The sequence below is a fragment of the Parasphingomonas halimpatiens genome (assembly GCF_036663795.1).
In the GTDB taxonomy this organism is placed as follows: domain Bacteria; phylum Pseudomonadota; class Alphaproteobacteria; order Sphingomonadales; family Sphingomonadaceae; genus Sphingomonas.
In genome coordinates, this window is record NZ_JAXOJP010000007.1 from 156,340 (window position 1) to 180,000 (window position 23,661).

Sequence of the window (23,661 nt, forward strand, 5' to 3'; positions counted from 1 at the left end):
CGCTTAGGCTACGGCGCGCAGCGCGACCGCGGGACGCGTCACGACCGGCCGGAATACCAGCGACAGCAGCAACGGCTCGGGCTTCGCCATCGCCGGCGGCGACACGAAAACGAGGCTGTTTTCGTGGCATTGCCACAGATCGTCGGCGATGCGCGTCATCGCGTCGTGAACGGGCACGGCGGCGATCGGGCGCGGCGGTGGCCCCTTGATGCGCTGGAAATCGCTGACGCGGTAGAATGCGATCTCGTCGAGCTGGATCACGCTGGCGATGAGGCCGATCTGGACGCCGACGCTGAATTGCGCATCGCCCACGGGGATGGTCAGCGCGTGATATCCCTCATGCGTGGCATAGGCGTCGAAACTGCCGGTCATCTGGCGCATCGCGTCGACCATCAGCACCGGCACGGGCAGCGCGGCGACGTTGAAGTCGCCGCTGCGCAGGTCGAGTTCGAGGCAATTGCCGGCGAACAGCGACAGGCTGAGCGGCAGGCCATGGCGCTGCAGCTCGCCGGGCAGGAACATGCGGTCGACCGAGCGCAGATAGGGCAGCCCGCGCCGCCTGAGCCCGGCGCCGGCACTCGCGTCGTCGACCAGCCCGAGCAGGTCGTCGGTGCCGAGATTGACGTCGTGCTCGAAGGTGCCGAACAGCGCTATCTCTTCGGCCTGGGGCAGGAAAAGCAGGCGCGCAAGGATCGCCATCGCCATGCGGCGGCGGCCCTCGGCATCGTCGGACACGGGCGGGCGGTGGACTGCCGCTGGCGCGGTCCGCGTGAAGGCGATGATGCCGGCCTGGATTGCGTCGCGGGTCTCGGCTTGCGCCGGCGAGACGCGGTTGGCACGGTGAACCGCGCGGCCATTTTCGGCATAGTCGATCACCGAGCCCGCCCCCGAGGTAGCGATTTGTTCGACGATCGCGATCTGACGGCTGAGCGCGGCGAGCGCGCGATGGTCATAATGGCGCGAATCGAACAGGCCGCGCTTGGCGACGGCGAGCGGGCCGGAATCGCGCAGCAGCAGATAGCGACCCTCGACCGTCACGCCGAGTGTCTCTTCGAGCAGCGGGGTGATGAGCCGTTGGACGCTGCCATGATAGCCGAGATCGACCAGCATCACGACGTCGCCGCGCTCAACCTGGCCTTCGCGCACGACATGCGTGACGAGGCGTTTGGCAAAGGCGGCACTGCGTCCGAGGATCTGGCCGACCCGGTCGGGCCGGAGCACGTTGCTGCGGAAAGCGCGGCCAGTGGCGCCGATCTTGCGCGCCTCGACCTCGGACAGGCCGAGCTGCGGCGCGAGCGCGTCGAGCCGGTCGGTTTCCTCGCTATCGAGATAGTCGTGGATCGCACTTTCGTCGGTAAAGCTGGCGCGGCGCGCGGTGAAGCGGCTGATCGCGACCGCCGTGCCGTTGCCGCCCAGCGCTTCGAAGACGCGGTGGGGCAGGAAGCCGTCACGCAGCACGAACACCGGCTTGACCGGGCGCCCGGTCGCGGCGGCGAGGGCGGTCGCCTCGTCGCCGATCCAGCGTGCGAAGGCGTCGAACAGCGGGCCGAACACGTCATGGCCGAGACACCAGGCGGGGTCGCCGGCCTGACGCAGCGCCAGCGCCGCGCGATGTGGCTGGATTGCGGGCTTCGACACGCGTGTCGCGGGATCGACCATCACCGAAGCGGCCGCTTCCAGCCGCAGCCGCTTGCTGGTGGCGGCGTCGAACTGTTCGATATGGACGGCATGCAGGCCGGCGGCATCTGCCGCTACGCCATCGGCATGCGGGTTGTCGCCGACATGGAGGATCGCCGAAGCGGGCACGCCGAGCGCGGCGAGGACGGGTTTGAACAGACCTTCGCCCTTGGAAACGCCATGTTCGGACGAACAGAAGATGCGATCGATCCGCGCCGCGACATCGTCGCCGGCGGCGCTGGCGATCAGTGCGCGCAGCTGCGGCTCGGACAGATAGGTGTCGCTGACGACAATCACGCCGAGCCCGGCAGCTTTGGCGGCTTCGATCAGCGCGACGGTCGGCGCAAAGGCGTAGCAATGGCGCGCTTCCAGCGCGAGCTCGCGCGCGACGCCGTCGGGGTCGGGCCGCCCGGCGCGCGCGGCGTGGATTTCCTCGATGCTGGCTTCGACCTTGCCGTCGCGGCGTGCCCGGCGATAGCGCGCGGTTTTCTCGGCGGCGACGCGGCCTTCGATCCCGCCGCCCGCATCGCCGAACTCGGCGAACACGTCCTGCGGCAGCTCGGTCGCGCGCCACAGCAACGTGTCGAAGCAGTCGAGCGACAACAGCTTGATGCCGGCAGGCGCGCGATCGAGCAGGGTGGCGATCTCGTGCGGGCGGATGGTCGTCGTCATGGCAGTTCCCCGTCGCCGGGCGCGGCGCCCGGCGTTACGGGATATCCGCGAAAGCGGTTGCCGAAGCGTTAACCATGTCGGCCGGCGCCGGCGTCACTCGTCGCCGTAGATCGCCACCACGCGCGTGCCGTCGGCATCGGCCCGGCCGCGATACATGCCGGGCGTGGTGAAATGCCACGCCGGCGTGCCATCGGCGCCGGCGACGATCACCCCGCCGGTGCCGCCCAGCGCCGCCACTTCGCCCATCACCGCCTCGACCGCTGCCTGGACGCCCTCGCCGGCAAGGCGGACACGCGCGGCAATCTCGTGCGCGACGCCGAGGCGGATGAAATACTCGCCCGCGCCGGTGCACGATACCGCGCAGGCGCGGTCGTCGGCATAGGTGCCGGCGCCGATCAGCGGCGAATCGCCGATCCGGCCCCAGCGCTTGCCCGTCACGCCGCCGGTCGAGGTGGCGGCGGCAACATGGCCATGCACGTCGCGCGCGACCGCGCCGACCGTGCCATATTTCATGTCGACGTCGAATTTGCCGCCGCCGGCCTTGAGCTCGTCGAGCTGGCGTCGCCGTTCGGGCGTCGCGAACCATGCGGCATCGGCCTGTTCGAGGCCGTGTTCGCGTGAAAAGGCATCGGCGCCAGCGCCGCCGAGCAGAACGTGCGCGCTCTGCTCCATCACCGCGCGGGCGAGCGCGACCGGATGGCGGGTCGCGGTGACGCCAGCGACCGCGCCGGCGGCGCGCGTTGCGCCATCCATGATCGCGGCGTCGAGCTCGTTGCTCCCGTCGAAGGTGAAGGCCGATCCGCGCCCGGCATTGAAATGCGGATCGTCCTCGAGCACCGCTACCGCCGCCTCGACCGCATCGAGTGCCGTGCCGCCGGTGGCGAGGATGCCGCTTCCCGCATCGAGCGCGCGGCTGAGCGCGTCGCGTACGGCGGCGTCGGTCTCAGGCGATGTCGTGTCCCGCTCGATCACCCCCGCGCCGCCGTGAATCACCAGCGTCCAGTTTTGCATGTTGGTCATGGCGCGGGGGCGTAGGCGCGTGCGCCGTGCTCTTCAACCCGATCAGCGGGCGCAGCCAGCCGATCCGGCGCCCCACGAGATAGAAGATCCAGCATCCGGCGATCGTCACCGGCAGGAGGATGGCGAACTCGGTAAACGGGCTCAGTTTCAGCGGCAGCAGCCAATATTCGCCCAGCACGATGATCGTCTGGTGGATGATGTAGAAGGGGAACACCGCCTCGGCCAGCACCGTGCGCCACGCACCGTCGCGATTGAGAAAGCGCTCGGCGATGCCGATCAGCGCGGCGATCGCCGCCCATACGTCGACCACTCGCGCCACCCGCGAGAGGCGGGTGAGATTGTCCCACGACAGACTGGCACCGCCGAGCGTGAGCGGCTGCGCGGCGATCGCCGCCCAGGTCAAGGTGGCGAGTATGGCGAAACTTGCCACGGCGATGGCCGCCGACAATTTCCAGTGGCGCGCCAGACCGGCAAGCACCGCGGGCGAGCCGGCGAGGCCGAAGCCGAACAGGAAGGCGGGGAAATATTGCAGATGGGCGAGCGGGTCGTCGATCAGATCCTGGGTGTCGGCGATGCGCTGGAACAGCAGATATTGCGTCACCAGCAGGAAGCCGAGCGGCAGCAGCACGGCGCGCCGGCTGTGAAACAGCCAATCGAAGGGCCGCTGTAGCCGCGCCGTGCCGGGGACCAGGATCAGCGCGGCGAGGGCAATGGTGTAGGCCCAGAGATAGCCGACGAACCAGAGATGGTTCCAGTCGGGCATCGGCACGCCGTCGCGTGTCGCGAAGCTGAAATAGTCGTGCGTCCAGAAGTGGAGGAAGCCGCCATTATAGCCATGCTGGGTGGTCAGCTCTACCCAGGTCTGGGGCGGCACGATGACGGCAACGCCAAAGGCCAGCGGCACGAGCAGCCGCATGTTGCGGTTGGCGAGGAAGGCGCGAACGCTGCCCGACCGGGCGAACAGCGCGCGGCTCGCATAGCCGGATACCACGAACAGCAGCGTCAGGCGCCACGGGTTGGTCAGCAGCAGCGGAATCTCGACCCAGGCATTGGGTTGGGCGGTCTTCACGTGAAAGTCCCACGGCACGAAGACCATGCCGATATGGTAGAGGATCAGCAACGCGAAGGCGCCGATCCTGAGCCAGTCCATGCCGTAGTGCCTGGTCATCACCGCGCCCAACGAGCGGCGGCGCGGAAGGGTTCGGCGCCGCCGTCGCGGTCAGGCGAGGTCGGGTCGTGTTCGATCCGCCCGGCGCCACCAGGGACCGCCAGCGTCGAGGTCGGCTTTTCGATCATGCCGGGCGTCGCTAGCCGCGCGCGGGTGCCGCTTCAAGCCGATGAACGGCCGAAGCGCCCCGATCCGGCGACCGATGAGATAGAAGGCCCAGCACCCCGCCACCGTCGCGGGGACGAGGATGGCGAACTCGGCCAGCGCGTCGATGTGCAGCGGACGCAGCCAGTATTCGACCATGACGATGATCGTCTGATGGATGATGTAGAAGGGAAAGGTCGCCTCGGCGAGCGTCGCGCGCCAGCGGTTGTCGCGATCAAGGAAGCGTTCCGCCAGCCCGATCAGCGCGGCGATTGCGGCCCAGCTTTCGAGCTCGCGCGCGAGACGAAAGGCGGTCGCGACGGCGTGGGTCGGAAAGCTGAAATCGGGCCAGGCGATCAGCAGCCCCGCGATCGTCGCGTAACTGGCCAGCGCGATCGCCGCGGACAGTTTCCAGTGCCGCGACAATCCGTCCATCGTGCGCCGCGACCCGGCCAGCCCGAAACCGAACAGGAAGGCGGGGAAATATTGCAGATGGGCGAGTCCGTCGTTGAACAGGTCATGCGTGTCGTCCTCGCGGTGGAACAGCCACCATTGCGTGACGAGCAGAAAGGCAAGCGGCAGCCACAGCGCGCGGGTTCCGCCGAACAGCCGGTCGAAGGTGCACTGCAGCCGGTTCGTGCCGGGGAGCAGCGCGAGCAGGCACAGCGCGAGTGTATAGACCCACAGATAGACGACGAACCACAGATGGTTCCAGGTCGGCATGATGATCGTCGCGAGCGTGCCGAAGCGGAAATAATCATGCAGCCAGAACCAGCCGAAGCCCTGCGTATAGCCGTGCTGCGTGGTCAGTTCGACCCAGGTCTGCGGCGGCACGATCACCACCACGCCGAAGGCGAGCGGCAGCAGCAGCCGCGCATTGCGGTTCTTTAGAAACCCGCCGAGCCCCGACGATGCCGAGAGCAGCGCGCGGCTGGCGAAACCCGAAACGACGAACAGCAGGGTCAAGCGCCACGGGTTGGTGAGCAGCATCGGTATCTCGACCCACGCCGCCGGCTGCGCGGTCTTGATGTGGAAGCCCCATGGCACGAAGACCATGCCGACATGATAGAGGATCAACAGCGCGAACGCGCCGATCCTGAGCCAGTCCATCCCGTAATGGCGTTGCATGCCGTGCCCTTCAAATTGCCGATGATGCGATGGCGAATGGCTAGCGGGCGGTCATTCTCCCCGGTATCGGAGAGGGGCAGGCGGCGGTTTCGACGGGACGATGGTGAAGGCACAGGGGACGAGCGGCGGGTGGCGCGGGATGAACGGGGCGCAGCGGCGGCTCGCGCGGTTGCTCGGGCTGGGCTTCGTGGTGATTCTCGCCGTGATCATGGTCGCCAACGCCACCTCGATGATCAGCGATTTCGCCGCCGCAGGCGTCCGCGTCACCACCGCGCATGTCTGGCTGTGGGAGGCCAGCAGCATCGTCGCCTGGCTGACCGAGGTGCCGCTGATCTGGTGGTTGGTCATGCGCCTGCGGCGGGCGACATTGCCCTATTGGGCGATCGCGCTGATCGTCGCGGCAGCGAGCGTGCCGGCGTCGCTGTGGCATATCGGCTTGATGGTCGCGATCCGTATCCCGGCCTACGCCGTGGAAGGGCAGCATTATCGCTTCATGGTCGGCATAGAGAACCCGCTGCTTTACGAATATCGCAAGGATCTTGGTAGCTTCCTGCAATTTGCCGGGCTCGCGCTGTTGGCGCAGTGGTTGCTCGACCGTGCCGCGACGCCGCCAGTCGAAGCGCGGCGCACGCTCGCGGTGAGCGACGGCGCGGTGACGCATCACGTGCCGGTGGACGAGGTCGACCGGGTCTCCGCCGCGGGCAATTATGTCGAGCTCGGCTGGGGCGCGCGCACCTTGCTCCACCGCGCGACGCTGGCCGCGGTCGAGGCCGAGCTGGGCGCCGACTTCGTGCGCGTCCACCGCAGCCATCTGGTGCGCCGCGCCGCGATCCGGCGCATCGCGACCGAGCGCAGCGGCGACTTCACCGTCGATCTCGTCGGCGGCGAACGCATTCGTGGCAGTCGGCGCTATCGCGACGGGGTCGAGCCGCGCTATAAGGCCGGCGAAGCGTAAGGAAACACTCCCATGTCCGTCCGTCCCTGGCGCGATATCACGCGCCGTACCAGCCGCCAGATCATGGTCGGCAACGTCCCCGTCGGCGGCGATGCGCCGGTCACCGTTCAGACGATGACCAACACGCCGACGTCAGACCCGCGCGCGACGATCGACCAGATCCGCCGCTGCGAGGATGCCGGCGTCGACATCATCCGGGTGTCGTGCCCCGATGTCGAGAGCACCGCCGCGCTCAAGCAGATCGTCCGCGCGAGCCGCGTGCCGATCGTCGCCGACATCCATTTCCACTACAAGCGCGCGCTCGAGGCGGCCGATGCCGGAGCGGCGTGCCTGCGCATCAACCCGGGCAATATCGGCTCGGAAGCGCGCGTGAAGGAAGTGATCAACGCCGCCAAGGCCAATGGCTGTGCGATCCGCATCGGCGTCAATGCTGGCAGCCTCGAAAAGGATCTGCTCGAAAAATATGGCGAGCCGTGCCCCGAGGCGCTGGTCGAGAGCGCGCTCGACCATATCAAGATCCTGCAGGACCATGATTTCCACGAATATAAGGTCGCGGTTAAGGCCTCCGACCTGTTCCTCGCGGTCGCCGCCTATCAGCAACTCGCCGAAGTGGTCGATTGCCCGCTGCATCTCGGGATCACCGAGGCCGGCGGTTTCGTCGGCGGCACGGTCAAGAGCGCGATCGGGATCGGCTCGCTGCTGTGGTACGGCATCGGCGACACGATCCGCGTCTCGCTCTCCGCCGAGCCCGAGGAAGAGGTCCGTGTCGGCTTCGAGATCCTCAAGGCGCTCGGCATCCGCAACCGCGGCGTGCGCGTGGTGTCGTGCCCGAGCTGCGCGCGGCAGGGCTTCGACGTGATCCGCACCGTGCAGGCGCTGGAAGAGCGCTTGCAGCATATCCGCACGCCGATGTCGCTCAGCGTGCTCGGTTGCGTCGTCAACGGTCCCGGCGAAGCGCGCGAGACCGATATCGGCCTGACCGGCGGCGGCAATGGCAAGCACATGGTCTATTTGTCGGGGGTCACCGACCATCATGTGCAGAGCGAGGACATGATCGAGCATATCGTCAAGCTGGTCGAGGCCAAGGCGGCCGAGATCGACGCGGCGGATGCGGCGCGCGAGGCCGTCGCGGCGGAGTGAGCCACGGCTCGGGCGTTGGGATCGACCTATCGGCCTGAACGGGCGGGCGCAGCGTTAGTCTGACGCTAACCGTTTTGTGGCATGTCATTGCCATGAAATGGGCTTTGCCAATCGTGATCGTCATCGGGCTGATGATCGGGCTGTTGATTCCGGGTCCGGACGCGCCCGACGCATCGAACGCGACCGTGGCGGCGACCAGCACGGCCAAGGCCGCTCCTGAACCCGCACCCGATGCCGCACCAGCGCCCGACGCGGCTCCGGCGCCGGATGTGGGGCCCGATCCTGCCGATGTCGTGACGGCGCCACCGCCGCCGACCACGCTGCGCAGCGATATTCCGGAATATATGCCCGCCCCGATGCGCGCCGGTGGCGGGGTGCCGCCGACCATCAGCTGACGGCAGCGCCGGCGCGTCGGGCGTGATCGTGCCCGGTGACGTAGGCCGAACGCCGCGCTATCGGGCAGCGATGAAAAGCCCGAACGCCCTCATTGCCTTCGCTGTCGCGACGCTCGGCATCGCCGTCTTCTCGTGCATGGACGCGGTGATGAAGGGGCTGAGCCTGGCGATCGGCGCGTACAACGCGTTGCTGTGGCGCAGCGTTGCCGGCGCTGCGCTCAGCGGGGTACTTTTCCTCGTCACGCGTACCGCCCTGCCGGCCAGCGGCGTATTACGCGTGCATCTGGTGCGCGGCGCGGTATCGGCGGTGATGGCGGTGACCTTTTTCTGGGGCCTGGCGCGGGTACCCATGGCGCAGGCGATCTCGCTCGCTTTCATCGCGCCGCTGATCGCGCTGTTCCTCGCCGCGATCCTGCTCAAGGAACGGATCAGCCGCGCCGCGATCGCTGCGTCGCTGCTCGCACTGGTCGGCGTCGGCGTCATCCTGCTCGGCCAGGCGCAGGCCCATCTCGGGCATAGCGCCTTTCTCGGCGCCATAGCGGTGCTGGTGTCGGCGGTGTGCTATGCGTGGAACATCATCCTGATGCGGCAACAGGCGCAGGTCGCCGGGCCGATCGAGATCGCCTTCTTCCAGAGCATCATCGTCGCCGCGCTGCTCGCGCTCGCCGCGCCGTGGCTGGCGGTGATCCCCGAGGCGCATCATGCACCGGCGCTGATCGGCGCCGCGGCGCTGGCGACGGCATCGCTGCTGCTGCTGTCCTGGGCCTATGCGCGCGGCGAGGCGAGTTACCTCGCGCCGACCGAATACACGTCGCTGATCTGGGCGGCGTCGCTCGGCTGGCTGGTGTTCGGCGAGCGGCTCTCGCCTTATACCATGGCCGGTGCGGCCTTCATCATCAGCGGGTGCATCATCGCCGCGCGTCACCGCCCGGCGCATATTTCAGATACGGAGGCAGCAATATGAGCGTGACGATCAGGGCTGCCATGCCGGGCGACGTGGCGACGATCCTCCATTTCGTGCGCGAACTGGCTGCGTTCGAGCGCGAATCCGACAAGGTCGTGGCGACCGAAGACCTGCTCCATGAGGCGATGTTCGGCGAGCGCCCGGTCGCCGAGGCGGTGATCGCCGAGCGTGACGGGACACCGCTGGGCATGGCGCTGTTCTTCCACAACTTCTCGACCTGGACGGGGTGGAAGGGGCTGTATCTCGAAGACCTTTACGTCACGCCCGAGGCGCGCGGATCGGGTGTCGGCAGCGCGCTGTTGCGCCATCTCGCCGGGATCGCGGTCGATCGTGGCTGCACACGCTTCGAATGGGCGGTGCTCGACTGGAACGAGCGCGCGATCCAGTTCTATCGCGCGATGGGGGCCGAGGCGCTGGACGAATGGACCGTCAACCGCGTCTCGGGCGCGGCGCTGGCGAAACTGGCGGGGCGCGGCTGATGGCGTGGGTCTGGCTGGTGATCGGCGGGCTGTTCGAGATCGGTTTCACGACCTGCCTGCGCAACGTCGACGGTTTCCGCAACCTGCCCTGGACGCTTGGTTTCCTAGCCTCGGTCGCGCTGTCGATGGGGCTGCTCGAAGTCGCCTCGCGTTCGATCCCGATGGGCACGGCCTATGCCGTGTGGGGCGGGATCGGCGCGCTCGGCACGGTGATCGTCGGCATCGCCTGGTATCAGGAGCCGGCGAGCCTGCCGCGGCTGCTGCTGATCCTCGGCGTGGTGGCATGCATTGCCGGGCTCAAGCTGACGGCGGGTCGCTGATGGCGTTCGACCAGGGCCTGATCGACTGGGTCGAGGAAGCGATGGCGCCGCGCGGCACGGTGACGATGCGCAAGATGATGGGCGGCGCGACGCTCTATCTCGACGGCACAATCTTCGCGATCGTCGCCGACGACCTGCTGTGGTTCAAGGCCGATGCCGAAAGCGACGCGACCTGGGATGCGGCCGAGTGTCCGCGCTTCACCATGACATCCAAGGACGGTCGCGTCGATTCGATGAACTATCGCCGCGCGCCCGACGATGTCTATGACGATGCCGATGCGCTGCGCGAATGGGCGAGCCTCGGCGTCGCGGCCGGGCTGCGCGCGCCGGCCAGGAAGAAGCGCGCGAAGAAGTAGCGCTATCGGACGATGGGAAAGAGCGGCGACGGGGATGACCGTGGCCCTGCTTCTACCGGGAGAGCTGGCGATTTGAATCACGCGCAGTTCGCGCCGGCAGGCGTGCCTTGCTCAACTATTGCGCAAGTCGTGTGTGTCATGCGTTGCAAGTAAAGGGGCCATTTTGCGAGGGGATGGGGTCGCGTTTTCGTGGAGTTGGATCGCCGCGTTGTGATGACGAGGCGACGAAAATGTCGCGAATCCCAACACCGCGCGCCTCGGGCGGTCAATGGCGCGGGCGCTGGCGGCGATTCCGAGGACTGGGCGTTACTGAGCGCATTATGCGAATAGCCTGAACTGTTCATGGCCTTGATTGGCGCTCGGCGGGCGGGAAGGCGTGCGCGATCCATCAGCACGCGGCCGTCGGCCGGCATCGCCCCCTTGTGCAGCACGTGCCGGGGCCGGAGCCGCGCATTTTCAGCACGACGGCGGGTCTCACAAAGGGTGCGCGCTGTCATGCCGGCGAGCATAAGGTAGCGGCGCCGTCGGTTGAATCGGCGCGGCGATGGCGGTCATCGAGATGTACCTGCGGAACGCTGCGCCCCAACCCGCCCGGCGAACGGGAGGGGTTGGATCGCAGCGCTCACGCCTGTGAGACCTGATATCATACCGAATCCCAGCCAGTAGGGCTCTCTCAAGCTCCCCTTACGGGCTACCGGGTTCTCACAATTGGGGCGGCGTATTCTCCCTCTCCCCTTGTGGGAGAGGGAAGGGGCCCATCGCGTAGCGATGGGAAGGGTGAGGGGGACTGACGCGGACGTCGCGTTCGCGACTCCCCCTCATCCGGCGCTTCGCGCCACCCGTTTTGTCGCGTGCCGGGTCAATCATGCCCCCGGCATGATTGAGAAATGCTCCGGGGGAGCATTTCGACCCGTCACGCGCCAAGACGCCCACAAGGGGAGAAGGATTTTGTCGCCGCTCTCGAATGATGTGTGAACGCCGGAGCCCTTCAGCGGAGGGCTAAAGGTGCCGATCCGCGAGGCCTGGTATCAGTCCTTCTTCTTTTTGGCCTTCTTCTTCGCGGCCTTGGCGGCGGCGATCGCGTCCATGACGATCGTGCGCGCTTCCTCGGCATCGCCCCAGCTGCCGATCCGCACCCACTTTTCGGGCTCGAGATCCTTATAGTGGGTGAAGAAATGCTCGATCTGCGCGAGCACGATCGACGGCAGATCGCCGCGCTCGCCGACATCGGTGTAATAAGGGAAGGTCGTGTCGACCGGCACGGTGATCAGCTTCTCATCGCCACCGGCCTCGTCCTCGAGCTTGAGCACGCCGATCGGGCGCACGCGGACGACGCTGCCAGGTATGAACGGCGAGCGCGCGATGACCAGCGCATCGAGCGGGTCGCCGTCGGGCGACAAGGTGTGCGGCACGAAGCCGTAATTCGCCGGGTAACGCATCGGGGTGTGGAGGATGCGGTCGACGAACAATGCGCCCGACTTCTTGTCGAACTCATACTTCACCGGTTCGCCACCGACCGGCACTTCGATAATGACGTTGAGGCTCTCGGGCGGATTGTCGCCGACGGGGATCATGTCGATGTTCATGGGTGTGGCTCTGCTCGCTGCCGGGCGCCCCGGCCTGTCGCGGCCGGGGGCTGCGACAGGATCAGGGTACGCGGTGGTGGGTGGCTCCCCTCACTTTGCCGCCAGCAATCTGTCGAGACCCGTCTCGCCGCTGCCGATCTTTTCGAGGTGCGGATAGCGCGGCCCGCCATGATAGTCGATGGCGATATCGCGCAGTCGCTCGCCGGCCTTGACCAGCAGGTGGATCGGCTCCTTGCTGTCCTTGGCCTGGATGATCGCGGTCTTCATCCGCTCGTCCGACCAGATCATGCCGTTGACCCCGACGATCGTGTCGCCGATCGTCAGGCCCTGCGCGAAGGCGGGGCCCTGCCACAGCACGCTGGTGAGCTCGCCTGTGGGATTGACGACGAAGCCGAGCGAATAGGTGAAATCGGTGGTCTTGCGGGTTTTTTCGCCCTGTTTGAAGGTTGGCGCCGGGGTGTCGGTATAGACCAGGCGATAGCCGTTGCGCGTCAGACCCGAGAGCGGGGCGCCCTCGCCATGTTCGGTCAGGCGGCGGGTGAGCAGCCCCTTCCAGTCATAGGGCTGGATCGTGTTGAGCGTCGCGGCGACGTCGTCGAGCGTGTAGGTCACCTCGCCCCAGTCGCCGTCGTTGATGCCGAAAAAGGCCTGGGCGAAATCGTCGATCGATTTCGTCCCCTTCGATTGTTCGCGCAGCAGCGAATCGACCTCGAGCCAGACGAGCTGGCCTTCGGAATAATAATCCTCGCTGCGCTGCCAGCTGGTCCAGCCCTTGGGCCGGCGCGACGAGATGACCGGATCGTTGGTCGTGTCGACGAGGTCGCGCCACTGCCGCGCCGGGTTGGTGTCGTAAAAGGCGGCAGTCGCCGCGATCTGGTCGAGCGTATCCTGCTTCGAGACGAGGCCCGAACGCGCCTGGAGGACATAACCCCAGAATTGCGTCTGCCCCTCATAGACCCACAGCAAGGAGCCGCGCATCGGCGTGCGATAGTCGGGCGTCCACAGATCGGCGCCGCGCCGGAACTTGCCGTCCCAGCTATGGGTGAATTCGTGCGGCAGCAGGTTGCGCGAGCCCGTGCTGCTGTCCCATTCGGTGAAATAGCCGGGGCGGGTGCCGTCTTCCGAGCTGCGATGATGCTCCAGCCCGATCCCGCCGAGCTGGTCGCTGATCGACAGCAGGAAGTGATAATGGTCGTAATGCTGCGCGCCGAACGCCTTGACCGCCTGTTCGACGAGCCGGGTGTGCGCGGCGATCTGCTCGGGCTTGGCGGCGAGCTGGTCGGGGGTGTCGGCGAAGGTGTCGAGCGTCACGCGCGGGGTGAGCTCGAACGCCTTGTAATAGCGGCCGGCAAGGATCGGCGAATCGACCAGCGTCTCATAGCTCGTCAGGTCATAGCTGTAGGTCGAACCGACCGCCTTTGACGGCAAGCCGCTCGCCGCCTTGAAACCTTCGGGATATTTCACCGTCATCTTCACCGGGATCTGGCGGGTGAAATAGCCGGCCGGGTAGAGGCTCATCGAATTGGGCTGGAGTCGCAGCATCGCCGGGCTCATCACGATCGAGCCCTGGTCGCCTTTGGTCGCCGAGATGAACTGAAGGTCGATGTCGAGCGCCTTGGCGCCCTGCGGCACGTCGATGTGATAGGCGAACACATCGACCGGATCGCGGGTCCACTCGATGCGCTTGCCGCCGCTGCTGATCCGCACCCCGGCCAGCTTGTCGAGCTCGCCGCGCGGGCTATGCGCGCCGGGCAGCCATTTCGGGAAGAGCAGCACCATATGCCCGCCGCCTGCGACGGTGAGCGTTTCCTTGACGGTGAAGATGCCGCGCTCGGTGTCGGTCGCGTCGATGTCGAGCGTCATCATGCCGGGATAGGGCACGTCGCGCGCCGCCGGGATGGTATCGACATAAGGAACGGGCTGCGGCCGCGAATTCTCGGCAAGGGCGGGGGCAATTGCAGCGGTCGACAAAAGCAGGGCGGCAAGCAGACGAAGGTTCATGCGGGCGCTTTCGAAAGAAGAGTAAGCGACGTGATGTAGGCAAGTGTCACATGCTCGTCCACACGCCCGAAATGGTCCTTTTTCCCCATGGTCAGCCACCGCTGCCCAGCGTGTTGATGGTGAAGGCAAGCACGCCGAGATTGAACACGAAGGCGGCGAGACACTGGCCGAGCGAGTTCAACCGCATGCGCCGCGACGAGATTTCCACGTCGCTGGTCTGGAAGGTCATGCCGAGCGTGAAGCTGAAATAGATGAAATCCCAATAATCGGGTTCGGCGCATTTGGGGAATTCCAGCCCGCCGCTGTCATTGCCGTCGCCGTCGCAGTCGGAATAGAACAGATGCGCATAGTGCAGCGCATAGACGATGTTGGAAAACAGCCAGGCGAGGATGAGCGTGGCGATGACCAGCGCGATGACCTTCGCATCGCTCTTGCTCTGCAATTCCTTGGCAACGGCGACAAGGATGATGACCATCGTCAGCCCGGTGATGCCGAGCAGCAGCGTGCGGTTGGCGTCGTTGTCCGCGGCGGACTTGCGCATCTGCGCGGCAGTACCCTTGCGGTGTAGCGGCCAGATCGCGATCAGGAACAGCGCGCTTGCGACGTCGAACGCCGCCATCGCGCCGCGACCCCAGCCGAGCGGCGGGATCGCCACGAACAGCGCGATGATGAACACCAGGACGAACATCACGAAGCGCGGCGGCGCGATCCTCTTGCCGAGATTGAGGGCCATAAGGTGTTTCCTCGTCGTTTTTATACCGGGCGGGAGAGGGAATTTCACGCGGTGCTAGCGCTTGGCCGCGCGCTCTACTAGAGAGCGCCGCCAACATGGCGCGCATAGAGACCCCCCGCCGCATTCGCGGCACACAGGACATTTTCGGCGACGAGCAGCGCCGCTTCGCGCGCGTGCTGGAGGCGTTCGAGCATGTCCGCCGGCTCTACGCCTTTCAGCGCGTCGATATTCCGGTGTTCGAGGATACCCAGGTGTTCGCGCGTTCGATCGGCGAGACGACCGATGTCGTGTCGAAGGAAATGTACACCTTCCCCGATCGCGGCGGCGATTCGTTGACGCTGCGGCCGGAGTTCACCGCGGGCATCTGCCGTGCCTATCTGACCGAGGGCTGGCAGCAATATGCGCCGCTGAAGCTGGCGACCTCGGGGCCGGTGTTCCGTTATGAGCGCCCGCAAAAGGGTCGCTTCCGCCAGTTCCACCAGATCGACGCCGAGATCATCGGCGCGGCCGAACCGGCGGCGGACGTCGAGCTGCTGGTGCTCGCCGACCAGTTGCTGCGCGAGCTCGGCATTTCGGACGGCGTGACGTTGCAGCTCAATACGCTGGGCGACGCGGAAACGCGCGACGCGTGGCGCGCCGCGCTGGTCGCACATTTCGAGGCGCATCGCGGCGATTTGTCGGACGACAGCGTGACGCGGCTCGACAAGAACCCGCTGCGCATCCTCGACAGCAAGGACCCGCGCGACCGGCCGATCGCCGATGCTGCCCCTGATATCGACGCCTATCTCACGCCCGAGGCGCGCGACTTTTTCGACGCGGTGACGGCCGGGCTCGATGCCGCCGGCGTCGCCTGGACGCGCAATGCGCGGCTGGTGCGCGGGCTCGATTATTATCGCCACACCGCGTTCGAGTTCATCACCGAGCGGCTGGGGTCGCAGGGTACGGTGCTGGCCGGGGGGCGCTATGATGGGCTGATCGGCTCGCTCGGCGGGAACGAGACGCCGGGTGTCGGCTGGGCGGCCGGGGTCGAGCGGCTGGCGATGTTGATCGACGAGCCGGCGACCGAAAAGCCGGAATTCGTGATCATTCCGGTCGGCACCGAGGCAGAGCAGTTCTGCACCCGTCTGATTGCGACGATGCGGCGTAAGGGGGCATATTGCGACATGGCGTTCCGCGGCAATCTCAAGAAGCGGATGCAGCGTGCCGATGCGAGCGGTGCGGCCTATGTCGTCATCGTCGGTGACGACGAGATCACCAATCAGGAGGTCACCATCCGCAGCCTCAAGTCCGGTGAGCAGATCAAGCGGCGGCTGGTCGATATCGAATCGGGCGAGGGCGTCGGCAGGAGCCATTTCCTCGCGACGATGCTGGCGGGTCTCGATGGAATTGCAGCGCCGCAATGACGCGCATCTCCGCTGACCGGATCGCGCAGATCGAGGCGCGGCGCGACGAGTTGCAGGCGCTGATGGCGACCGGCGAACTCGCCTCCGACCGCTTCGTCGCAGTGTCGAAGGAATATGCCGAGCTCGAACCCGTCGCGCGCGCGGCGGGCGAAGTGCGCCGGTTGCGTGCCGAGGCGACCTCGCTCCAGCATATGTCGCAGGATGGCGATGCCGAGCTGCGCCAGATGGCGGCCGAGGAACTGCACGAGAACCAGACCCGGCTCGAGGCGGCCGATCGCACGCTGGCGCTGGCGCTGCTGCCGCGCGACGCCGCCGACGAGCGCGCCGCGATGCTCGAAATCCGTGCCGGCACCGGCGGCGACGAGGCGGCGCTGTTCGCCGGCGACCTGCTGCGCATGTATCAGCGTTATGCCGACCGGCAGGGCTGGCGGGTCGAGCTGATCTCGGCCAGCCCGGCCGAGATGGGCGGCTATAAGGAAGTCGTCGCCTCGGTCGAAGGCAAGGGCGTGTTCGCGCGGTTGAAGTTCGAAAGCGGCGTGCATCGCGTGCAGCGCGTGCCGGTGACCGAAAGCGGCGGGCGCATCCACACCTCGGCGGCGACCGTCGCGGTATTGCCCGAGGCCGAGGAGGTCGACGTCCAGATCGACGAGGCCAAGGACCTGCGGATCGACATCTATCGCTCGTCCGGGCCGGGCGGCCAGTCGGTCAACACCACCGATTCGGCGGTGCGCATCGTGCATATCCCGACCGGGCTGGTGGTGATCCAGCAGGACGAGAAGTCGCAGCACAAGAACAAGGCCAAGGCGCTCAAGGTGCTGCGCACGCGACTCTACGAGGCGGAACGCGAGCGGCTCCATGCCGAGCGTGCCGGCGCGCGCAAGTCGATGGTCGGATCGGGCGATCGCTCGGAACGCATCCGCACCTATAATTTCCCGCAAGGCCGGGTGACCGATCACCGCATCAACCTGACGCTGCACCGGCTCCCTGAGATTCTCGAAGGCGAGATGGACGAGCTGCTCGGCGCGCTGATCTCCGAGGACGAGGCCGAACGGCTGGCGAGCCTCGATGCGTGATCTTTCGCCCTCTCCCCATCTGGCTACTGGATTCACATATTTGGGGTGGGCTTAGTCTCCCTCTCCCCTTGTGGGAGAGGGAAGGGGCCCGTCGCGAAGCGATGGGAAGGGTGAGGGGGGCTGACGCGGACGTCGCGTTCTGGACTCCCCCTCATCCGGCGCTTCGCGCCACCTTCTCCCACAAGGGGAGAAGGATTTGCCGTCGCTCCCGAATGATGTGTGAATGTCGTAGCCCCATCTGGGGAGAGTGCAGATGAGCGAAGCGAAGTTGTGAGAGGGCAGTGGGAAACGGCATCGAATCTGACTGCCCCTCTCCCCGGAGGGGATAGGGAGTGAGAAGAGCGCTCGCGGAAGCAGCCGCCCGCTTCACCTTTTCCCAAACCGCACGGCTCGATGCCGAACTGTTGATGGCGCATGCGCTCGGGGTGAGCCGCGAGGCATTGCTGCTGCGCCACCTCGACGACCCGGTTCCCGATGGTTTCGCCGCGCTGGTCGCGCGCCGTGCCGCGCATGAGCCGATCGCCTATATCATCGGCACGCGCGCCTTCTGGACGATCGACCTTGCGGTCGGCCCCGGCGTGCTGATCCCGCGCGCCGACAGCGAGACGCTGATCGAGGCGGCGATCGACCATTTCGGTGATCGGGCGCCGGCGCGCATCCTCGATCTCGGCACCGGGCCGGGAACGTTGCTACTCGCCGCGCTCGATCAATGGCCGGCGGCGACCGGACTGGGGATTGATGCCTCCGACGCAGCGCTTGCCTGCGCGCGCGACAACGCGACGCGGCTCGGGATGACGGATCGGGTGGCGTTTCGCCACGACGACTGGGCGGCGGGGGTGGCGGAGCAGTTCGACCTGGTCCTCGCCAACCCGCCCTATATCGGTACTTCCGAGCCTCTCCCCGACGAGGTCCGCGCGCATGAACCCGCCGCCGCGCTGTTCGCCGGCCTCGACGGGCTCGATGCCTATCGCATCATCGCGCCGCAGCTTCCCGCGCTGCTCGCCCCGGGCGGCGTCGCGATCGTCGAAATCGGCGCGACCCAGGCCGAGGCGGTGACGGCGCTGCTGGCGGCACAGGGGCTGACCGTCGCGCTGCGACACGACCTTGCCGGGCGGCCGCGCGCGCTGGTCGCGGCATGACCCGATCCACTGCGGATATAATATTCCGCTTGGCGAATGTCGCGCCACCGGCTATGAGCCGAACAGGGGCACGCGATCTCAACATCAAGTTGTTGGAATCGGGCGGTTGCCCGTCTCTTCGGTCATGACGTCGCTGCAGTCCGGCGACCGTGGCAGGATCGCTCGACCGATGGTCGGTGAGCGGCCCCCGGGGAGCACGCCTCCTATTTTTTCGGAGCATGAGACCGCGTTGGTTTTAAGGGACGAGGACAGCAACAGTTGATCAACAATCGTCAAGCCGGCCGCCGTCGCGGTCGTGGCGGGCAGCAGCAGCAGCGCCCGCAAGGTAATTCGGGTCGCCAGGACAATGGCAACCGCATCGACAGTCGCGCGCGTGGCAATGCGGCGCAGTTGCTCGAGAAATACAAGAACCTCGCCCGCGATTCGCAGATGCAGGGCGATCGGGTGAATACCGAATATTACCTGCAGTTCGCGGACCATTATTTCCGCGTGCTCGCCGAGACGCGTTCGCGCTTCGAGGAAACGCGCCGCCAGTCCGGCCAGTCGTTCGACGAGGACGAGCAGGACTATGACGATGATGGCGAGCCTGTCGCCCGCGTCGAGCGCCAGGGCCAGGGCATTCCCTATCAGGGCAACCAGGGGAATCAGGGTAACCAGGGTGGCAATTACCAGGGCAACCGCGACGACCAGCAGGACGACGAGCGCCCGCGCCAGTATAATGGCAATAGCAATGCTGAGGGCGGCAACAACGGCAATGGCGGTTACGAGCGGCAGGATCGCCCGCAGCGCCAGGACCGGCAGCCCGATCGCCAGGCGCGCGGCGACCGCCAGGATCGTCCCGAGCGCAACGGCCACAATGGCAATAACGGCAACAACAATGCCGGCGGCAACAATGCGGGCAACAACAACCCCCGCTACGAGCAGGATCGCAACGAGCCGCGCGCCGATCGTAACGAGCGGCCGGCCCGGGCCGAGCGCCCGGAGCGTGTCGAGCGTGCCGAACGCCCGGAGCGCGTCGAGCGGCCCGAGCGTGCCGAACGCCCGGAGCGTGTCGAACGTCCGGTGCCGGTCGAGCGCGTCGAGACGGTAGCACCCGTCGCAGAGGCAGCTGCCCCGGTCGAGCAGCCGCGTCGTCGCGGTCGCCCGCGTCGCGAGGATGCCGAGGCTCCGGCCGCTTTCGATGCCGCGCTGTTGCCGCCGGCGTTGACCGTCTCCGCCAGCGAAAGCAGCGATGAGGCACCGGCCGAGGCGCCGCGCAAGCGCGGCCGTCCGCGGCTGATCAAGCCGGAGGAGACGCCGGCCAGCTGAGGCGGCGCATTACCGGTTTCAGAAAAGGGATCGATCCAGCGCGGATCGGTCCCTTTTTCGTTGCGTTGCCGGTGGTTGATCGTAGCATCTCGCGGCACGGCGGCGGGAGAGTGACGATGCGCGGACGGATCATGCTGGCGGCGCTCATCTGGCCGGCCATGGCATCGGCGCAAACCGCACCCGATACGACGAAGGCGGTATTGCCGCAGGGCGCTTCGGCGCAGGGCGATGTCGCGGTGACGATCTACCAGAATGGCCAGGCACTGGTGCAGGACCAGCGCCAGCTTGACCTGCCCGGTGGCCGCACGCGGCAGGAATTCCCCGATGTGTCGGCGCAGATCCGTTCCGAGACGGTGACGCTGTCGGGGCCGGGGCTCGGCGTGGTCGAGCAGAATTTCGATTACGACCTGCTTTCGCCCGACAAGCTGATGGAGAAAGCGGTCGGCTCGGTCATCACCATCGTCCGTACCAATCCGGCGACCGGCTCCGAGACGCGTGAACAGGCCAAGGTGCTGGCGGCCAATGGCGGCATCGTGCTGCAGATCGGCAACCGCATCGAGGTGCTGCGCGACGACGGGCTGCCGGTGCGCGTGGTGTTCGACAAGGTGCCCGACAATCTGCGCGCGCGGCCGACATTGTCGGTGACGGTGCAGGCCGACCGTGCCGGGCGCATCCCGACGACGCTGACCTATCTGACCCCGGGCATGAACTGGACCAGCGACTATGTCATGCTGTTCGACGAGGCGAAGGCGACGGTCGACGTGCAGGGCTGGGTGACGCTGAGCAACAATACCGGCACGACCTATCGCAACGCGCATGTCCTGCTGATTGCCGGCAACCCCAATGCGACACGCGGCGATTTCTCGCGGCTCGGCGAATCGCGGCTCGACGCCGCGGGCACCGAGAGCGGCACGCGCGAGCGGCTCGGCGACTATTATCTCTATCCGCTGGCCGAGCGCACGACGGTCGCCAATGCGCAGCAGAAGCAGGTCAGCTTTCTCGACGTGAAGGGTGCGCCGGCGCGGCGCAGCTATGAATGGGTCAATGGCTGGCTGGCGACGACCGACGAGCCGCGCAGCGCGGCGAGCGTGATCAAATTCTCCACCGGCAAGAGCGGCGGGCTCGGCGACCAGCTGCCCTCGGGGACGATCCGGGTCTATATGCGCGATGCGCAGGGCGATCCGCAGTTCGTCGGTGAGAATCGCATCGAGGCGACGCCGATGGGCTCGCAAATGTCGCTGCGCACCGGCGATGCCTTCGACGTGAAGGGGCAGGCGGTGACGGTCGAGCGCAAGCGCCTGTCGTCGAGCCGCTGGCGCACGACGATGCGTTATGATTTCACCAATGCGCGGCCCGCGCCGGTGACGGTCGACATGGCGCAGGACGGGCTGTGGGGCGATGTGCGGATCGTCGAGCAGTCGATCACCGGCACGCGCGTCTCGGCCGACCGGATGGAATGGAAGGTGCCGGTGCCGGCGAACGGCAAGGCGTCGCTCAGCGTGGTGTTCGATACGCGTTACTGATCCGATTCGCCGGATCGCATCCTTGCTGGCTCTGGCCTTTGCATTGTTGGCGGCGACGCCGGCGGTGGCGCAGCGCGTGGTGACCTCGGATCATGTCGATCAGGTATCGGTCACGCTCTACCGCGATCCGGCCCGCGGGCAGGGGGACATGGATCCGCGCTGGCCGAGTGGTTATGCTTTGATCACCGAGACGCGCACCATCGCGGTGCCGGCCGGGCGCGCGGTGTTGCGCTTCGAAGGCGTCGCGCAGGGCATGCTGCCCGAGACCGCGATCGTCACCGGCCTGCCGCGCGGTGTGGTCGAGAAGAATCGCGATGCGCGGCTGCTGTCGCCCGCCGCGCTGATCGATGCCTGGCTCAAGCGCCGCGTGACGATCCGCCGCACCAACCGCAAGACCGGCAAGGTGACGACGGGCGAGGCGATCATCGAATCCGGGCCGGGTGGCGGGGTGCTGCTGACCACGGCAAGCGGGGTCGAGGCGCTGGGCTGTTCGGGCTTGCCGGAGAAATTGTCCTATCCCGCCGTGCCGGCCGATCTCGCCGCGCGGCCGACGCTGTCGGTGGTGACCGACAGCCCGGGCGCGAGCACGGTCACGCTCCAGCTGTCGTATCTTGCGCAAGGTTTCGACTGGTCGGCCAATTATGTCGTGCGCGTCGCGCCCGACGGGCGGACGCTCGACCTGTTCGCCTGGTTGACGATGGCCAATGGCGGTAGCGAGGGATTCAGCGGCGCGCATGCCCAGGCGGTGGCGGGCGGCCTGCACCGCGAGGCGGCGGCGGAGCAACCCGAGGGGATAGCGCCCGAGCTACGACTGGAATGCTGGCCGATGGACGACACCGCGACGCACCCGAAGTGGCGCATCGATCCACTCCCATTGCCGAAATCGGGCGAAGGTGAGGCCTATGACGTGATCGTTACCGCCCAGCGGCAGAAGCGAGTCATGTACGCACCGGTCCCAATAGCGGTCGTCTCCAGTGCAGCGCCTTCGCTGATGGTTGCCCGGCAGGAAGAACTCGGCGACCTCAAGCTCTACCGTATTCCCGAGCCCGTCACCGTCGCGGCACGCAGCCGCAAGCAGGTGGCGATGATCGATCGCAGCGCCGTGCCGTTCGAAACGGTGCATCTCGGCCAGTTCGCGCCAGGTCAGCCGGAGAGCGTGCCGACTGCGGTGGTGCTGCGCGCAAAGAACCGCAGCGAGGATCATCTCGGCCTGCCGCTGCCGGCGGGCGGGGTTGCCGTGTTTGCGCCGCGCGGCGACACCGCGCTCTTGATCGGCGAAAGCGACGTGGCCGATCGCGCGGTCGGCGAGGAGATCGAGTTCGGCGCCGGCACGAGCGCCGACGTGCGGCTCAGGTGACGGCGTTGCCGGTCGAGAAGAAGAAGGCGCCCTATCGCATCACGGTGACCAACGCCCGCGACAGCGCCGCCGCTTTCGAGATCGCGATTCCGGGCCGGCAGGTCAGCGCCTCAGCGCCGCTGGTCGAACGCAAGGGGCGCAAGACCTGGCAGATCATTGTGCCGGCGAACGGCGAGGCGACGCTCGACGTGACGATCACCAGCTAGTCGTGCTCCCCGACGCTTTCGTCATGACCGGTGCCCGAGCTGAGGAACACCAGGCCCATCAGCGCGGCGGCCATCATCACCGAGCCGCCGATGCCGCCGATCGTCGCGAGAATCGCGATCCACGACAGCGGGCCATAGAAATAGTCGAGCCCCCAGACGCAGGCGCCGGCGGTCAGCAGGGCGGCGAGGCCCATCCATGCCATCAGCTGTCGGTAGCGTGCCCAGGCATGGGCGGCCTGTTCGGGATCGTCGAGCCCGGAAGATTTGCGGTCCATGCTTTCCCTTGGTCCCGAAACATGGGATCATCAATGGCCTCATAAGCGGAGATCCGCAGGAGGAGAGGCAATCATGACAATCGCAGCGATCCTGGGCAATAAAGGGCGCGAGGTGATTTCCGTCACCGCCGGCCAAAGCGTGAGTGAAGCCGTGGCGCTGCTCGCGACGCGACGTATCGGCGCGGTGCCGGTGATGGACGGCTACAAGGTCGTCGGGGTCTTTTCCGAACGTGACGTGATCCATGCGATCGCGGTGCATGGTGCCGCGGCGCTCGAGCAGTCGGTCGGCGACGTGATGACGGCGCCGGCGATCACCGTCGCGCCGGACGAGCCGGCAATCGGCGCTCTCTCTCTTATGACACGGCGCCGCGTGCGCCATCTTCCCGTGCTCGACGGTGGCACGGTGATCGGCGTCGTCTCGATCGGCGACCTCGTCAAATACCGCATCGACCGGATCGAGGCCGATGCCGAGGCGATGCGCAGCTACATCCAGTCCGCATGAGTCGCTCCGGCCGCCACGCCCGAACAGGCGTGGCGGCTGGGGGCGGGCCGATTTGGGCCTCGATTCACGCCTTTTGGGGGTGAATCGGACGACTCAGCGGGGTGATTCGACGGGGTCGCGGGTGATTCGCGAATCCC

At 66.9% G+C, this 23,661-nt stretch carries 23 protein-coding genes; 15 read left to right on the plus strand and 8 right to left on the minus strand.

Annotated elements, in window-relative coordinates; translation table 11 throughout:
• Positions 1–3 precede the first annotated feature (3 nt).
• From U1839_RS10015 to U1839_RS10030, 4 genes are all read right to left on the minus strand, one after another.
• Complete coding sequence (locus tag U1839_RS10015) at positions 4–2,349, minus strand: HAD family hydrolase (RefSeq protein ID WP_332803500.1); 2,346 nt, start codon at positions 2,347–2,349, stop codon at positions 4–6.
• 93 nt (positions 2,350–2,442) lie between these two features.
• Positions 2,443–3,369 carry an isoaspartyl peptidase/L-asparaginase family protein gene (locus U1839_RS10020; protein ID WP_332803501.1) on the minus strand — a complete coding sequence of 309 codons (927 nt, stop codon included), beginning with the start codon at positions 3,367–3,369 and terminating at the stop codon, positions 2,443–2,445.
• Positions 3,293–4,537, minus strand: a complete 1,245-nt coding sequence (locus U1839_RS10025; protein WP_332803502.1) for an acyltransferase family protein — start codon at positions 4,535–4,537, stop codon at positions 3,293–3,295. The genes U1839_RS10020 and U1839_RS10025 overlap by 77 nt, the downstream gene beginning before the upstream one ends.
• 51 nt (positions 4,538–4,588) lie before the next feature.
• Positions 4,589–5,809 carry an acyltransferase family protein gene (locus tag U1839_RS10030; protein WP_332803503.1) on the minus strand — a complete coding sequence of 407 codons (1,221 nt, stop codon included), beginning with the start codon at positions 5,807–5,809 and terminating at the stop codon, positions 4,589–4,591.
• 100 nt (positions 5,810–5,909) lie between these two features.
• On the opposite strand from U1839_RS10030, the gene U1839_RS10035 reads away from it, so the two are divergent.
• From U1839_RS10035 to U1839_RS10065, 7 genes are all read left to right on the plus strand, one after another.
• Positions 5,910–6,764: a LytTR family DNA-binding domain-containing protein gene (locus U1839_RS10035; protein WP_332803504.1), complete on the plus strand. Its 855-nt coding sequence runs from the start codon at positions 5,910–5,912 to the stop codon at positions 6,762–6,764.
• A 12-nt stretch (positions 6,765–6,776) separates the two neighbouring features.
• Positions 6,777–7,904 (plus strand): flavodoxin-dependent (E)-4-hydroxy-3-methylbut-2-enyl-diphosphate synthase, encoded by a 1,128-nt coding sequence (gene ispG, locus U1839_RS10040; RefSeq protein WP_281127785.1) that lies wholly within the window; start codon positions 6,777–6,779, stop codon positions 7,902–7,904.
• Positions 7,905–8,008: 104 nt separating this feature from the next.
• Entirely contained in the window at positions 8,009–8,299 is a 291-nt protein-coding gene (locus U1839_RS10045; protein ID WP_332803505.1) for a hypothetical protein, read from the plus strand.
• Between the two features lie 70 nt (positions 8,300–8,369).
• Positions 8,370–9,263 (plus strand): DMT family transporter, encoded by an 894-nt coding sequence (locus U1839_RS10050; protein ID WP_332803506.1) that lies wholly within the window; start codon positions 8,370–8,372, stop codon positions 9,261–9,263.
• Positions 9,260–9,742: a GNAT family N-acetyltransferase gene (locus U1839_RS10055; RefSeq protein ID WP_332803507.1), complete on the plus strand. Its 483-nt coding sequence runs from the start codon at positions 9,260–9,262 to the stop codon at positions 9,740–9,742. Before U1839_RS10050 ends, U1839_RS10055 begins: the two co-directional genes overlap by 4 nt.
• Positions 9,742–10,062, plus strand: a complete 321-nt coding sequence (locus U1839_RS10060) for a DMT family transporter (RefSeq protein WP_332803508.1) — start codon at positions 9,742–9,744, stop codon at positions 10,060–10,062. The genes U1839_RS10055 and U1839_RS10060 overlap by 1 nt, the downstream gene beginning before the upstream one ends.
• Positions 10,062–10,418, plus strand: coding sequence for a TfoX/Sxy family protein (locus U1839_RS10065; protein WP_332803509.1), 357 nt, complete (start codon positions 10,062–10,064; stop codon positions 10,416–10,418). Before U1839_RS10060 ends, U1839_RS10065 begins: the two co-directional genes overlap by 1 nt.
• A gap of 1,028 nt (positions 10,419–11,446) precedes the next feature.
• Here the strand turns inward: U1839_RS10065 and ppa are convergent.
• From ppa to U1839_RS10080, 3 genes are all read right to left on the minus strand, one after another.
• Positions 11,447–12,004, minus strand: a complete 558-nt coding sequence (gene ppa, locus U1839_RS10070; protein WP_281127779.1) for an inorganic diphosphatase — start codon at positions 12,002–12,004, stop codon at positions 11,447–11,449.
• 90 nt (positions 12,005–12,094) lie between these two features.
• The gene (locus U1839_RS10075) at positions 12,095–14,005 is read right to left on the minus strand and encodes a M61 family metallopeptidase (RefSeq protein WP_332803510.1); all 1,911 of its coding nucleotides are present in this window, start codon (positions 14,003–14,005) and stop codon (positions 12,095–12,097) included.
• A 91-nt stretch (positions 14,006–14,096) separates the two neighbouring features.
• A complete protein-coding gene (locus U1839_RS10080) occupies positions 14,097–14,738 on the minus strand; it encodes a DUF1345 domain-containing protein (RefSeq protein ID WP_332803511.1) in 642 nt (213 codons plus the stop codon).
• 95 nt (positions 14,739–14,833) lie between these two features.
• Here U1839_RS10080 and hisS point away from each other — a divergent pair, with 95 nt between their 5' ends.
• The 7 genes from hisS to U1839_RS10115 all read left to right on the plus strand — a co-directional run bounded on the left by hisS (position 14,834) and on the right by U1839_RS10115 (position 22,747).
• Positions 14,834–16,141: a histidine--tRNA ligase gene (gene hisS / locus U1839_RS10085; RefSeq protein WP_332803512.1), complete on the plus strand. Its 1,308-nt coding sequence runs from the start codon at positions 14,834–14,836 to the stop codon at positions 16,139–16,141.
• The gene (gene prfA, locus U1839_RS10090; RefSeq protein ID WP_332803513.1) at positions 16,138–17,214 is read left to right on the plus strand and encodes a peptide chain release factor 1; all 1,077 of its coding nucleotides are present in this window, start codon (positions 16,138–16,140) and stop codon (positions 17,212–17,214) included. Before hisS ends, prfA begins: the two co-directional genes overlap by 4 nt.
• Positions 17,215–17,546: 332 nt before the next feature.
• A complete protein-coding gene (gene prmC / locus U1839_RS10095; protein ID WP_332803514.1) occupies positions 17,547–18,353 on the plus strand; it encodes a peptide chain release factor N(5)-glutamine methyltransferase in 807 nt (268 codons plus the stop codon).
• Between the two features lie 258 nt (positions 18,354–18,611).
• Positions 18,612–19,661, plus strand: a complete 1,050-nt coding sequence (locus tag U1839_RS10100; protein WP_332803515.1) for a DUF4167 domain-containing protein — start codon at positions 18,612–18,614, stop codon at positions 19,659–19,661.
• Positions 19,662–19,777: 116 nt separating this feature from the next.
• On the plus strand, positions 19,778–21,184 hold the full coding sequence (locus tag U1839_RS10105; RefSeq protein WP_443030596.1) for a DUF4139 domain-containing protein: 1,407 nt from the start codon (positions 19,778–19,780) through the stop codon (positions 21,182–21,184).
• 22 nt (positions 21,185–21,206) lie between these two features.
• Positions 21,207–22,541: a DUF4139 domain-containing protein gene (locus U1839_RS10110; RefSeq protein WP_332803516.1), complete on the plus strand. Its 1,335-nt coding sequence runs from the start codon at positions 21,207–21,209 to the stop codon at positions 22,539–22,541.
• Positions 22,538–22,747 carry a hypothetical protein gene (locus tag U1839_RS10115; protein ID WP_332803517.1) on the plus strand — a complete coding sequence of 70 codons (210 nt, stop codon included), beginning with the start codon at positions 22,538–22,540 and terminating at the stop codon, positions 22,745–22,747. Before U1839_RS10110 ends, U1839_RS10115 begins: the two co-directional genes overlap by 4 nt.
• On the opposite strand, the gene U1839_RS10120 is transcribed toward U1839_RS10115, so the two are convergent.
• Positions 22,744–23,022: a hypothetical protein gene (locus U1839_RS10120; RefSeq protein WP_332803518.1), complete on the minus strand. Its 279-nt coding sequence runs from the start codon at positions 23,020–23,022 to the stop codon at positions 22,744–22,746. The two genes, U1839_RS10115 and U1839_RS10120, sit on opposite strands and share 4 nt — an antisense overlap.
• A gap of 73 nt (positions 23,023–23,095) precedes the next feature.
• On the opposite strand from U1839_RS10120, the gene U1839_RS10125 reads away from it, so the two are divergent.
• Positions 23,096–23,524: a CBS domain-containing protein gene (locus tag U1839_RS10125; RefSeq protein ID WP_332803519.1), complete on the plus strand. Its 429-nt coding sequence runs from the start codon at positions 23,096–23,098 to the stop codon at positions 23,522–23,524.
• Positions 23,525–23,661: the final 137 nt, after the last annotated feature.